Origin of the sequence: Pseudomonas soli (assembly GCF_021283165.2) — a bacterium.
Taxonomy (GTDB): Bacteria; Pseudomonadota; Gammaproteobacteria; order Pseudomonadales; family Pseudomonadaceae; genus Aquipseudomonas; species Aquipseudomonas soli.
This window is the reverse complement of the sequence record NZ_CP128543.1, coordinates 735,355-748,517: the sequence shown is the minus strand read 5'-3', so window position 1 is coordinate 748,517 and position 13,163 is coordinate 735,355. Positions and strand designations below refer to the sequence as shown.

The following is a 13,163-nucleotide window of genomic DNA, read 5'->3' as shown; positions in this document are numbered from 1 at the left end:
TCGCGCAAAGCAGCGCAGATAAACACCGTCGATTTGTAGGGCATGACACGACACCGAGCAGAACTACCTAAAAAAGCGACACAGCTATAGCAAAAAAACCCAGCACACCAGTAGGAGCTTTCCTACACTACGGTCCGTGTAGTCCTCACTTTGGATCCACGAAGACGTAAAGGGAGCCTCAGATGCCACATTGGAAGAGCGAGCAGCTCCAGCAACTGCTGGAGGAGAAAGAGCCGCAGCAGGTGTTCGGCCAGGCTGTGAAACTGGCCCAAGCACTGGACATGGAGTTCATCGGCCTGACCTTGCACCTGCATATCGCTGCCCGTGGCCCCCAAATCGTCCTCTACAACAATTACCCAAGCGCCTGGAACACCCTCTATCAGGCTGAAGACTTCATCAACATAGACCCGACAGTATCAAAATGCCACCACACGACGTTGCCACTGGTCTGGAACGACGATCTGTTTCATGAGGTGCCACAGCTGCGTGAGGCCGCCAGCGCCTACGGCATGATCCATGGCTGGAGTCAGTCGGTGCACGACCAGCAGCACAACGAAAGTCAGTTGAGCGTCTCCAGGGCCGAAGGCGCCGTCTCCCGCGACGAACTGTTCGAGAAGAGTGCCCAGGTCATGTGGCTGTGCAACACCTTGCACGCCGCCCTCAGCACGCACCACCTGGCGAAGTACAGCCCACTGCCGCAATTGAGCGAACGCGAGCTTGAAGTGCTCAAGTGGTCCGCCGCCGGCAAGACTGCCGCCGACGTGGCGATGATCCTCTCGCTGTCGACCAGCACCGTGAATTTCCATATTCGCAGTGTGATCAGCAAGACCAACGCCTCCAACAAAGCTGGCGCCATCGCCATTGCCGCCCTGCGCGGCCTGCTCTGACAGCGCGTCCCCCACCCAGGCGCAAAGCCCTGTAGAATTCCCCGCCGCAAGCCCGCCGCACCCGCGCGCCGGGCAGATACGCAGCAGAGCCCCACGTCATGCCCCTGTTCAACAGCCCCTTCGCCGACCTCGACCTGATCCGCCAGCCGGAGCAAGCCAACGACCCGCTGCTGGCGTTCGATGCCGCCGACCAGTACCTGCTGGAACACCTGGCCGCCCAGGCACCGGGCGCAGGGTGCAAGGTGCTGGTGCTCAACGACAGCTTCGGCGCCCTGGCCGCCAGCCTGGCCGGACACCTGGACGTGACCAGCAGCGGCGACTCGCACCTGGCGCACCTGGCCCTGGAGAAGAACCTCGCGGGGAACGGCAAGCCGTTCGACAGCGTGCCCTTCATCCCGGCCAACGAGCCCTTCCAGGGCCCGTTCGACCGCGTGCTGGTGCGCGTGCCCAAGACCCTGGCCCTGCTCGAGGAGCAACTGATCCGCCTGCAGGGCCAATTGGCGCCTGGAGCCCAGGTGATCGCCGGGGCGATGATCAAGCACCTGCCACGAGCCGCCGGCGACCTCATGGAGAAGTACATCGGCCCGGTGCAGGCTTCGCTGGCGCAGAAGAAAGCGCGCCTGCTGAGTGCCACTGTCGCGCAACGGCCCGTCGCGCGCTCCCCCTACCCCAGCCGCTACCGCCTGGACACGCCGGCCCTGGAGCTGGTCAACCACGCCAACGTGTTCTGCCGCGAAGGCCTGGACATCGGCACTCGCGCCTTCCTGCCGCATCTGCCACGTGATTTGGGCCGCGCCCGCGTAGCCGATCTCGGCTGTGGCAATGGCGTGCTGGCGATTGCCTGCGCCCTGGCCAACCCGGATGCGCAGTTCACCCTGGTCGACGAGTCGTACATGGCGGTGCAGTCGGCGCGGGAGAACTGGCAGGCGGCACTGGGCGAACGCGAAGTGACGATCAGGGCCGCGGACGGCCTGGCCGGCCAGGAGAAACAATCGCTGGACGTGGTGCTGTGCAATCCACCGTTCCACCAGCAGCAGGTGGTCGGCGACTTCCTCGCCTGGCGCATGTTCCAGCAGGCCCGCGAGGCGCTGGAAGTCGGTGGCGCGCTGTACATCGTCGGCAACCGCCACCTGGGCTATCACAGCAAGCTGGCGCGCTTGTTCCGGGGCGTCGAGCAGGTGGCGGCAACGCCGAAGTTCGTGGTGCTCAAGGCCCGGAAATAAAAGCATCGCGGGGCAAGTCGCATCGGTGCGACTTGCCCCGCGATGACTCAATGGCTTAGTGAGTACTCAGGCCTGCCGCGTTCATGAACATGCGCATGCCATAAGCCACCACGCCAAGCGCTGCCACGCTCAGCCCCCAGATCAGCACCAGCCAACCCAGGCGTTGCCACAGCGGTTTCTTCTCTTCGACATTCATCGCCCGGCGCTCCTAGTGATAGCCGTCTTCATGGGTCACCTTGCCGCGGAACACGTAGTAGCTCCAGTAGGTGTAACCAAGGATGAACGGCAGGATGAACAGCGTGCCCACCAGCATGAAGCCCTGGCTCTGCGGCGGCGCCGCAGCATCCCAGATGCTGATCGACGGCGGGATGATGTTCGGCCACAGGCTGATGCCCAACCCGCTGTAACCGAGGAAGATCAGCACCAGGGTCAGCAGGAACGGGGTGTAGTGGGCATTGCGCGCCACCGCCCGCAGCAACCCGTAGAAGGTCACCAGCACCAGGATCGGCACCGGCATGAACCAGATCAGGTTGGGCATGCTGAACCAACGCTCGGCGATCTGCGGATAGGCGATCGGCGTCCACAGGCTGACGATGCCGATCACCACCAGCAGCACCAGCGCCAGTGGCCGAGCCATGTCATGCATCTTCTGCTGCAGCGGCCCTTCGGTCTTCATGATCAACCAGGTGCAGCCCAGCAGCGTGTAGGCGACGATCAGGCCTAGGCCCGAGAACACCGTGAACGGCGTCAGCCAATCGAGGGTGCCACCGACGAACTTGCGGTCGACCACCTTGAAGCCCTCGATGAAGGCGCCCAGGGCCACGCCCTGGAAGAAGGTCGCCACCAGCGAGCCCCAGATGAAGGCCTTGTCCCAGATATGGCGCCTGTTGGCCCGGGCCTTGAAGCGGAATTCGAAGGCCACGCCCCGGAAGATCAGGCCCACCAGCATCAGGATCAGTGGCAGGTACAGCGCCTCCAACACCACCGAGTAGGCCAGTGGGAAAGCCCCGAACAGCGCCGCCCCGCCCAGTACCAGCCAGGTCTCGTTGCCGTCCCATACCGGAGCAACCGTGTTCATCATTACATCGCGGTCACGCTCGTCCTGGACGAAGGGGAAGAGCATGCCGATGCCCAGGTCGAAACCATCCATCACCACGTACATCATGACGCCGAAGATGATGATCACGGCCCAGATCAGCGGAAGATCGATACCCATCTCAGTTCCCCTTGCTCAGGCTGCTGGAGTCGGCCTCATGGCCTTCATCGGCGGCGGACAGCGGCCGCGCCGGCGTACGTTTCTGGCCAGGGCCACCCGGGGTGTGCTCATCGCCTTCACCGGTCTTCGGCCCTTTGCGCACCAGGCGCATCATGTAGCCCAGGCCGGTGCCGAACAGCGCGAAGTAGACCACCACGAACATCACCAGGGTGAACCCCAACTGCGCGTAGCTATGGTTGGACACCCCATCGGCGGTGCGCATCAGCCCGTAGACCACCCACGGCTGGCGGCCGATCTCGGTGGTGAACCAGCCGGCGAGGATCGCGATCAACCCCGACGGGCCCATCCACAGGGTCAGGTAGAGGAACGGCCGCGAGCTGTACAGGGTGCCGCGCTTGCGCAGCCACAGGCTCCACAGGCCGACGAAGATCATCAGCATGCCCAGGCCAACCATGACCCGGAACGACCAGAACACGATGGTCGAGTTGGGTCGGTCCTCGGGCGGGAAGTCCTTCATCGCCGGCACTTGCTTGTCCAGGCTATGGGTCAGGATCAGGCTGCCCAAGGCTGGAATCTCGATCTTGAAGCGCGTGGTTTCTGCCTGCATGTCGGGAATGCCGAACAGGATCAGCGGCGTCGGCTCGCCGGGCTTGTTCTCCCAGTGGCCTTCGATGGCGGCGATCTTCACCGGTTGATGCTTGAGCGTGTTCAAGCCATGGAAGTCGCCGATCACGGCCTGGATAGGCGCCACCACCAGGGCCATCCACATGGCCATCGACAGCATCTTACGCACTGCCGGGTTGTCCCTCCCGCGCAACAGGTGCCAGGCCGCCGAGGCGCCGACAAAGAACGCGGTGGCGACGAAGGCCGCGGTGGCCATGTGCATCAGGCGATAGGGGAAGGACGGGTTGAAGATCACCGCGAACCAGTCCACCGGAATCACCTGGCCATTGACGATCTCGTAGCCCTGGGGGGTCTGCATCCAGCTGTTGGAAGCGAGGATCCAGAAGGTCGACACCAGCGTGCCGAGCGCCACCATGCAGGTGGCGAAGAAGTGCAGGCCACGGCCTACACGGTTCCAGCCGAACAGCATGACACCAAGGAAACCGGCCTCGAGGAAGAAGGCGGTCAAGACCTCGTAAGTGAGCAAGGGACCAGTGATGGATCCGGCAAAATCGGAGAACTGGCTCCAGTTGGTGCCGAACTGATAGGCCATGACCAGGCCCGAGACCACGCCCATGCCGAAGTTCACGGCGAAGATCTTCGACCAGAAGTGGTAGAGGTCACGGTACGTGTTGTCGCCGGTCTTCAGCAAAAGGCCTTCTAGGACCGCCAGGTAGCTCGCCAGGCCAATGGTGATGGCCGGGAACAGGATGTGAAAGGACACGGTAAAGGCAAACTGGATTCGGGCGAGCTCTAGAGCTTCCAATCCGAACATGGTGCTTCCTCTTCAGGTAATCCGGCGACCGGGCTCATGGCCTGTCGCCCACTGCCCCCACGGGTATCGAGTGCGGCGCGTTAGAATTGTTCTGTTCGATCGCGGGGATTCCGGCCCGAAGGCCAAGATCGTTGCATCTGGAACGATTGATCCAGATCAACGACTGAATGGAAGCATAGTCCTGAATGCTCCATCCGGATGTGTGGTTGATTGCCGCGTGACCGGTTGCCTCACCCTCTTTTGCGAATTCGCGGCAGTTGATCCACACGACTTTCAGCAACTATTTGTTACAAACAGATGTTACTCTGCAGGCCCCTCTATCTCCGAGGCTGCAGCCCCCCGATGTCCGATTCCGCCCCGCAATTGCTGCGTCATCACCGCCCTTTCCTGGCCTTCTGGCTGGCCCGCGTGTTCACCGCCAGCGGCTTCCAGATGCTGACGGTGGCCATTGGCTGGCACCTCTACCAACTGACCGGGAATGTCCTCGACCTGGGCCTGGTCGGGCTGGTCGAGTTCGCGCCCCGGATGCTGTTCATGCTGCACACAGGCCATGTCGCCGACCGCTACGACCGACGCAAGGTGGCCGCCCTGTGCCAGACCCTGCAGGCGCTGATCGCCCTGGCGCTGGCACTGGGCAGCGTCACCGACAACGTCAGCCGCGAGCTGATCTTCATCCTCGCCTTCCTGCTCGGCGCCACCCGTTCGTTCGAGATGCCGGCGACCCAGGCGCTGTTACCCAACGTGGTGCCGCCAGGGCTGTTCCCACGGGCCGTGGCGGCGTCGGCGTCGGCCACCCAGTCGGCGACCATCGTCGCCCCGGCGGTCGGCGGCTTTCTCTACGCCTTCGGCAGTACCTGGGTGTACGGCCCGACCGTGGCCCTCTACCTCATCGCCTGCCTGTTGACCCTGAGCCTCGACGCGCGCCAGCAACTGCCCCAGCGCGGTCGGGCCAACCTGGAATCGCTGCTGGCCGGGGTACGCTTCATCCGCAGCCGTCCGGACATCTTCGGTGCCATCTCCCTAGACCTGTTCGCCGTGCTGCTGGGCGGCGCTACCGCGCTGCTGCCAGTGTTCGCCAAGGACATCCTGCTCACCGGCGCCTGGGGCCTGGGCCTGCTGCGCTCGGCGCCGGCGGTGGGCGCGCTGCTGATGTCGCTGTGGCTGGCGCGCTTCCCGGTGGAGCGCAAGGTAGGCCTGATCATGTTCGCCTCGGTCGGCGTGTTCGGGGTGGCGACCATCACCTTCGGCCTCTCGACCTCGTTCTGGTTCTCCCTGGCGGTGCTGGTGGTGCTCGGCGCGGCGGACATGATCAGCATGGTCATCCGCGGCGCCTTCGTGCAGCTGGAGACGCCGGACGAGATGCGCGGCCGGGTAAGCGCGGTGAACGGGCTGTTCATCGGTGCCTCGAACCAGCTCGGCGAGTTCGAGTCGGGGCTGACCGCGCACTGGTTTGGCACAGTGCCGGCGGTGGTGCTCGGCGGCGTGGGCACGCTGCTGGTGACCGGGGTATGGATGAAGCTGTTCCCGACGTTGACCCATCGCGACCGTATGCATAACGGCTGAAAACCGTGTTCGCCCCCTCGCGAGGCGAAAAACCGCGAGAGGGCCCGAATGGCCTCTCTCCCCAATGGCCATAGGCCCCCGCCATCCTTGCTGGTATGATGCGCGGCTTTTTTCCACCCCACACAAAACCACGGCACCCGGTACGGTCTGTGCTTTGCTGTTGGGGTCGATACATTCACGGCGCGAGCGCGCCCGGGGAGCAGGCATGCTGGAAAGGCTGTTTCAACTAAAAGCACACAACACCAACGTGCGCACCGAGATTCTCGCGGGCGTCACCACCTTCCTGGCCATGGCCTACATCCTGTTCGTCAACCCGAGCATCCTCGGCGAGACCGGCATGGACAAGGGCGCGCTCTTCGTCGCCACCTGCCTGGCCGCGGCCATCGGCTCGGTGACCATGGGCATCATCGCCAACTACCCGATCGCCCTGGCGCCGGGCATGGGCCTGAACGCCTTCTTCACCTACACCGTGGTCCTGCACATGGGCCACACCTGGCAGGTGGCGCTGGGCGCGGTGTTCCTCTCCGCGGTGCTGTTCTTCCTGCTGTCGATCTTCCGCATCCGCGAATGGATCGTGAACAGCATCCCGCTGCCGCTGCGCTCGGCCATTGCTGCCGGCATCGGCCTGTTCCTGGCGCTGATTGCCCTGCATAACGCCGGCATCGTCGTCGATAACCCAGCCACCCTGGTGGGTCTGGGCGACCTCAGCAAACCCGCGCCGATCCTCGCCACCCTGGGCTTCTTCCTGATCGTCGCCCTCGAGTCGCTGAAGGTTCGCGGCGCCGTGCTGATCGGTATCCTGGCGGTGACCGTGGCCGCGATCGCGCTGGGCGTCACGCCGTTCGGCGGGGTGGTCTCGATGCCACCGTCGCTGGCCCCGACCTTCCTGCAGTTGGACATCGCCGGCGCCCTGGATGTCGGGTTGATCAGCGTGATCTTCGCCTTCCTGTTCGTCGACCTGTTCGACAACTCCGGCACCCTGATCGGCGTGGCCAAACGCGCCGGTCTGATGGGCAAGGACGGCCACATGCCGAAGATGGGCCGCGCCCTGATCGCCGACAGCACCGCCGCCATGGCCGGTTCGCTGCTGGGCACCTCGACCACCACCAGCTACATCGAGTCGGCGGCGGGCGTGAGTGCCGGCGGGCGCACCGGCCTGACCGCCATCGTGGTCGCCATCCTGTTCCTGCTGGCGCTGTTCTTCGCCCCGCTGGCCGGCAGCGTGCCGGCCTTCGCCACCGCTCCGGCGCTGCTGTTCGTCGCCGTGCTGATGGCTTCGGGCCTGGCCGAGATCAACTGGGACGACGTCACCGAAGCCGCGCCAGTGGTGGTGACCGCCCTGGCCATGCCGCTGACCTACTCGATCGCCAACGGCATCGCCTTCGGCTTCATCGCCTGGACCGCCATCAAGCTGATCTCCGGCCGTCGCCATGACCTGAACCCGGCGCTGGTGATCCTGTCCATCCTGTTCGTCATCAAGCTGGGTTGGTTCCCCGCATGAGTGCTGCCTACGATCCCGCGCAATACGACGTGCAACTGGCGGCCAAGGCCGCCCGCCTGCGCGACCTGCTGGCCCCGTTCGACGCGCCGGAGCCGGCCGTGTTCGACTCGCCGCGCGGGCACTACCGCCTGCGCGCCGAGTTCCGCCTGTGGCGCGAAGGCGGCCAGCGCCACTATGCGATGTTCGCCCCGGGCGAGAAGCACAAGGCCATCCTGATCGACGACTTCCCGATCGCCAGCGAGCGCATCAATGCATTGATGCCGCGCCTGAAAGCCGCCTGGCAGACCAATGAAGACCTCGACAACCGGCTGTTCCAGGTGGAGTTCCTCACCACCCTGGCCGGTGACGCAATGATCACCCTGTGCTACCACCGCCCGCTGGACCAGGCCTGGGAGGCCGCCGCGCAGCAGTTGGCCGCCGACCTCGGTGTCAGCGTGGTCGGCCGCTCGAAAGGCAAGCGTGTGGTGATCGGCCGCGACTACGCGGTGGAGAAGCTCGACATCGCCGGGCGCACCTTCAGCTATCGCCAGCCCGAAGGCGCCTTCACCCAGCCGAACGGCGCGGTGAACCAGAAGATGCTCGGCTGGGCCTTCGAGGCCATGGGCGAGCGCCAGGACGATCTGCTCGAGCTGTATTGCGGCAACGGCAACTTCACCTTGCCGTTGGCCACCCGCGCCCGCCAGGTACTGGCCACCGAGATCAGCAAGACCTCGGTCAACGCCGCCCTGCACAACCTCGACGAGAACGGCGTGGACAACGTGCGCCTGGTGCGCCTGTCGGCCGAAGAGCTGACCCAGGCCCTGAACGAGGTCCGCCCGTTCCGCCGCCTGGAAGGCATCGACCTGAAGAGCTACGACTTCGGCACGGTGTTCGTCGACCCGCCGCGCGCCGGCATGGACCCGGACACCTGCGAGCTGACCCGTCGCTTCGAGCGCATCCTGTACATCTCCTGCAACCCGGAAACCCTGGCGCAGAACATCGCCCAGCTGCACGATACCCACCGTATCGAACGCTGCGCGCTGTTCGACCAGTTCCCCTACACCCACCATATGGAAAGCGGGGTGCTGCTGGTTCGGCGCTGACCCGCGACGACGCGGGGCCGCCAGGGCCCCGCCGTTCGCTGCAAGGAGTGATGTGCCATTGGACCAGTTGAGCGCCATGCAGACCTTCCGCCGAGTCGTCGACCTCGGCAGCTTCAGCGCCGCCGCCCACCAGGCGGGCGTTTCCCACACCGTGCTGTCGCGCCAGGTGAAGCACCTCGAACGCCATCTCGGCACACAACTGCTCAACCGCACCACCCGTCGCCTGCAAATGACCGAAGCCGGGGCGCTGTTCTATCGCCACTGCACCCGGATTCTCGAGCAGATGCAGGCCATGAACCTTGAACTGTCCGAGCATCAACAACAGCCCAGCGGCACGCTGCGCCTGGGTGTGGCCACTGCCTTTGGCGAGCTGGAACTCGGACACTGGCTACCCGACTTCGTCGGACGTCACGAGCGATTGCAGGTCGAACTGCATTGCAGCGACCGCTTCATCGACCTGCTGGAAGAAGACATCGATGTCTGCCTGAGGGTCACCGACCACCTGCCCGACTCCAGCCTCGTGGCCCGTAGGCTGGCAGACAGCGAGGTGCTGCTGGTGGCCGCTCCCGGCTACCTGGAGCGTCACGGCACGCCGACCACCCCCGACGCCCTGGCTGCCCACCCATTGCTCGGCTACAGCCGCTTGCCGCATCCACAGCGCCTGCAACTGACCGGCCCCGCCGGCGAGCGCCGCGAGTTGCTGATGCCCCAGCGCCTGAGCGCCAATTCGCCGATGGCCCTGCGCGCGGCAGCGATCGGCGGGTTGGGGATCGCCAGCTTCGACCGCTTCATCGCCCACGATGCCTTGCGCGACGGGCGCCTGGTGCCGGTGCTGGCGGACTGGTCGCTGCCCTCACGCACTGTGTACGCGGTCTACCCGCAGAGCCGCTATGTGGCGCCCAAGGTACGGGCACTCCTCGACTACGTGCAGGCGTACTACGCAGAGCAGCGATGGCAACATTGATTTGTGCTTAAAACGCACAGGTTATGGCACTCTGAAGAAGTATTTGTGCATAACTTGATTGTTTAACCTTCGCCCATTGTCACTTGGCGAAGGAGCCTCCCATGAAAGCACTGCACACGATTTTCGCCGGCCTCACCCTGGCCACTATTACCGCCACCGCCAGCGCCGCTGGCGACACCCTGAGTTCGGTCCCTGACAGCGCTTCGCTGAAATGGCAGCAGGTGCCCGGCACCCACGGCGCGGTGAGCTACGCCAATGTCGAAGGCGACCTGTTCGGCAAGGGGCCGTACTCGGCCTACGTAAAATTCCGCAAAGGCACCGACAATGGCCTGCACACCCATAGCCAGACCCTGCCGACCATGGTGTTGAGCGGAACCTTCTACGCGGTGATCGATGGCAAGCGGGTGGAGTACCCGACAGGCGCCTACTACAAACTGCCCGCCAACCTGGTGCATGAAAGCGGCTGCACCGCGGCGGCCGATTGCCTGCTGTTCCAGTACCAGGCTGGTGCCTTCGATCTGAACCCGGTCAAAGGCTGAGCCTGGGCAACGTGCTTACTCGCTGACCTGGAACTCCACCCGCGCCGTCTCGCCGCTTTCATCCAAAGCACTCAACTCGATGCGCCCGGCCTGCTCGAAACTTACCTGCAGGCTGTCCTGCCCTTGGGTCTCGCCCAAGGGCAGGCCATTGAGGAACCACCAGCGTCGCCCCGCCCCACCCAATGCCGACACCCGCACCTGCAGCGGCTCATGGCTGGTGGCCGGGCGACGCAGGCTGTCGCCGGCCCGCACCCCGACGATCGACAGCGGTGGCGCACTGGCCGCCATCCGCGGTGGGCAGGCGGGGTCGACAGTCGGCAGCCGCGCTGCCCGGCGTTCGGCGCTGGGCAACCACGGCTCGAGCGGGGCCGGCCATAGCGCGACATCATGCGCCCTGGCACCGGGACAAGAGGCATCGACACGCAAGCCGCGCTCGTTGAGCCACACCGTTTCGCGCAAACCCAGCCCCAGCGGCTGGTCGGCAGCCTGCAAGGTCGGTGGCGTGGTAGCGTCGAGGGTCCAGGCGAAACGTTGCCGACGGCAGTTCGGGTCCTGACGGTTCATTGGCTGGCCCAGCGGCCAACAGATCGCCGCCACACCGACCGAATCGGGCACCGGTTCGACCGGCACTTCGATGCCGCGTTGGCTGTCGCGGTTACTCAGCAGGTCATGCACCTGCAGCATCAATGGCGCCGCCGAGGCCAGGCCGAACTGGCCCGGCACCGGGGTGCCGTCGGGGCGGCCGATCCATACGCCGATCAGGTAGCGCGGGCCGACGCCCACCGACCAGGCATCGCGAAAGCCGTAGCTGGTGCCGGTCTTCCAGGCCAATTGCGGACGCTGCACCAGCTCGGCGTGGGGGTCACGGTCCGGCCGCGCCAGGCCGCTGAGAATGCGCCGGGTGATCCAGGCCGAACCCGGCGACAGCAAGCGGCGTTCCACCAGCGGGTCCTGAGGTTGCAGGCGCACCTGCGCGCTCAGCCCACCACGAGCCAGCGCGGCATAGCCACCGACCAGGTCCTCCAGGCGGCTGCCTGCGCCACCAAGAATCAGCGACAGGTTCGGCTCGGCCAGCGGCGGCAGCACCAGCGGCATCCCGCCCATGCGCATCTGCGCGGCGAAGCGTTTCGGGCCGTAGGCTTCGAGCAGTTGCACCGCCGGCAAGTTGAGCGACAGCGCCAGCGCCGAGCTGGCCGACACCGGGCCGCTGAAGCCCATGGAGAAGTTGCCGGGGCGGTAGTCGCCGTAGCGTCGTGGCACATCCTGCAACAGCGATTCGGAGTGAATCAGGCCGTCGTCCATGGCCATGGCGTAGAGGAACGGCTTGAGGGTCGAACCGGGCGAACGCAGGGCGTGGATCATGTCCACGTGACCGAAGCGGCGCTCATCGCTCAAGTCGATGGAGCCGAGATACGCGCGCACGGCCATGCTCTGCGTCTCGACCACCAGCAACGCCGCCGAAGTGCGCTCGGGCAGGCGAGCGCGCCAGCCCAGCAGCAGGTCTTCGAGGCGCCGCTGCAAGGCGGCGTCCAGGGTGGTACGGATCAGTGGCGGGCTGTTCGGCGTATTCAGGCGCCGGGCCAGCAGCGGCGCCAGCGCCGGCTCCTGGCGTGGCGCCAGCAACAGCGGCTCCTCACGCGCCTCGTCGATGCGCTGGGCTGGCCACACCTGGTACTCGGCCAGGCGCTGCAGCACCTTGTCCCGGGCACGCTGGGCGCGTTCAGGGTGGCGGTCCGGACGCAGCCGGCTCGGCGCCTGAGGCAGCACCGCGAGCAACGCGGCTTCGGCCGGAGTCAGGTGTTTCGGCGACTTGCCCAGGTACGCCCAACTGGCTGCCGCTACGCCCTGCAAGGTGCCGCCGAACGGCGCCCGGTTGAGGTACAGCTGCAAGATTTCGTCCTTGGACAGGTGCCACTCCAGCTGCACCGTGCGCCACAGCTGGCGCAGCTTGCCGGGCAAGGTGCGGTCGTGCGGGTCGAGCAGGCGCGCCACCTGCATCGACAGCGTGCTGCCACCAGACACCACCCGCCCGCCACGCAGGTTGAGCCATGCAGCCCGGGCCAGGGCCATGGGGTTCACCCCGGGGTGGCGATAGAACCAGCGGTCCTCGTAGGCGAGCAGGGCTTCAAGGTACAACGGCGAGACTTCCTGCGGGCTGACCGGATAGCGCCACACGCCGTCGGCGTCGGCGAAGCGCCACAACGGTGTGCCGTCCTCGGCCAGCACCACCCGCGCCAGGTCGTCGCCCGGCATGGGCAATGGCCAGATACGGTCAGCCAGCCACAGCAGGGCCATGCCCAGCAGCACGCTGACGGCGACACGCCGCAGCAGCCTGGTCAGGCGCGGGCGCGCTAAGCTTGGCATCGGGAACCGACCGGGCCAGGTGATGGCCAAAGGCTGGGAATCGCCGATTCGTTGATCAGGAAGCGACTATGCATGTAGAAGGTTTTTTCGAATGGCTGGGCCAGGCACTGGGTTCGGTGATCCGGTTCATCGTCGATGGCTTGAGCGGGTTGTTCAACCTGCTGGCCAACGCCGGTGGCAATTTCATCGATGGCCTGGCGCGCACGCTGGGGATGGACACCTCGCTGGTGAGCATCCTGGCGCTTATCGTCGGCCTGATGTTGCTGTACTCGGCGGTCCGCGCTTTCATGCGCGCATCGATCATCCTCGGGATCATCTGGGCGTTGCTGGGGTTGTGGGTGTTGAGCTGGGTAGTGCATTGAAAGCAGCTGCAAGCTTGGAGCTAC

General features: G+C 65.4%; 12 protein-coding genes. 8 read left to right on the top strand and 4 right to left on the bottom strand.

Annotated features, from left to right (window positions below; translation table 11 throughout):
• Positions 1 to 182: 182 nt before the first annotated feature.
• Positions 183 to 887, top strand: coding sequence for an autoinducer binding domain-containing protein (locus LU688_RS03320; protein WP_094010335.1), 705 nt, complete (start codon positions 183 to 185; stop codon positions 885 to 887).
• A gap of 98 nt (positions 888 to 985) precedes the next feature.
• Positions 986 to 2,110 (top strand): methyltransferase, encoded by a 1,125-nt coding sequence (locus LU688_RS03315; RefSeq protein ID WP_094010336.1) that lies wholly within the window; start codon positions 986 to 988, stop codon positions 2,108 to 2,110.
• A 55-nt stretch (positions 2,111 to 2,165) separates the two neighbouring features.
• Here LU688_RS03315 and LU688_RS03310 read toward each other — a convergent pair whose 3' ends face one another.
• From LU688_RS03310 to LU688_RS03300, 3 genes are read right to left on the bottom strand one after another with little or no spacing between them, the layout of a single operon-like run.
• Positions 2,166 to 2,306: a DUF2474 domain-containing protein gene (locus LU688_RS03310; protein WP_023630574.1), complete on the bottom strand. Its 141-nt coding sequence runs from the start codon at positions 2,304 to 2,306 to the stop codon at positions 2,166 to 2,168.
• 12 nt (positions 2,307 to 2,318) lie between these two features.
• Complete coding sequence (gene cydB, locus LU688_RS03305; RefSeq protein ID WP_023630573.1) at positions 2,319 to 3,326, bottom strand: cytochrome d ubiquinol oxidase subunit II; 1,008 nt, start codon at positions 3,324 to 3,326, stop codon at positions 2,319 to 2,321.
• Between the two features lies 1 nt (position 3,327).
• A complete protein-coding gene (locus tag LU688_RS03300) occupies positions 3,328 to 4,764 on the bottom strand; it encodes a cytochrome ubiquinol oxidase subunit I (RefSeq protein ID WP_094010337.1) in 1,437 nt (478 codons plus the stop codon).
• 342 nt (positions 4,765 to 5,106) lie between these two features.
• Here LU688_RS03300 and LU688_RS03295 point away from each other — a divergent pair, with 342 nt between their 5' ends.
• The 5 genes from LU688_RS03295 to LU688_RS03275 all read left to right on the top strand — a co-directional run bounded on the left by LU688_RS03295 (position 5,107) and on the right by LU688_RS03275 (position 10,413).
• The gene (locus tag LU688_RS03295; protein ID WP_094010338.1) at positions 5,107 to 6,327 is read left to right on the top strand and encodes an MFS transporter; all 1,221 of its coding nucleotides are present in this window, start codon (positions 5,107 to 5,109) and stop codon (positions 6,325 to 6,327) included.
• Positions 6,328 to 6,532: 205 nt separating this feature from the next.
• A complete protein-coding gene (locus LU688_RS03290) occupies positions 6,533 to 7,828 on the top strand; it encodes an NCS2 family permease (protein ID WP_038707321.1) in 1,296 nt (431 codons plus the stop codon).
• Positions 7,825 to 8,910 (top strand): tRNA (uridine(54)-C5)-methyltransferase TrmA, encoded by a 1,086-nt coding sequence (gene trmA / locus LU688_RS03285; RefSeq protein ID WP_094010339.1) that lies wholly within the window; start codon positions 7,825 to 7,827, stop codon positions 8,908 to 8,910. Before LU688_RS03290 ends, trmA begins: the two co-directional genes overlap by 4 nt.
• Before the next feature lie 58 nt (positions 8,911 to 8,968).
• Complete coding sequence (locus LU688_RS03280) at positions 8,969 to 9,874, top strand: LysR family transcriptional regulator (protein WP_038707320.1); 906 nt, start codon at positions 8,969 to 8,971, stop codon at positions 9,872 to 9,874.
• Between the two features lie 101 nt (positions 9,875 to 9,975).
• On the top strand, positions 9,976 to 10,413 hold the full coding sequence (locus LU688_RS03275; protein ID WP_094010340.1) for a cupin domain-containing protein: 438 nt from the start codon (positions 9,976 to 9,978) through the stop codon (positions 10,411 to 10,413).
• Positions 10,414 to 10,428: 15 nt separating this feature from the next.
• Here the strand turns inward: LU688_RS03275 and pbpC are convergent, their stop codons facing one another.
• On the bottom strand, positions 10,429 to 12,777 hold the full coding sequence (pbpC, locus tag LU688_RS03270) for a peptidoglycan glycosyltransferase PbpC (RefSeq protein ID WP_038707652.1): 2,349 nt from the start codon (positions 12,775 to 12,777) through the stop codon (positions 10,429 to 10,431).
• Positions 12,778 to 12,845: 68 nt separating this feature from the next.
• Between pbpC and LU688_RS03265 the strand changes: the two genes are divergently transcribed.
• The gene (locus LU688_RS03265; RefSeq protein WP_023631497.1) at positions 12,846 to 13,139 is read left to right on the top strand and encodes a hypothetical protein; all 294 of its coding nucleotides are present in this window, start codon (positions 12,846 to 12,848) and stop codon (positions 13,137 to 13,139) included.
• Positions 13,140 to 13,163 lie beyond the last annotated feature (24 nt).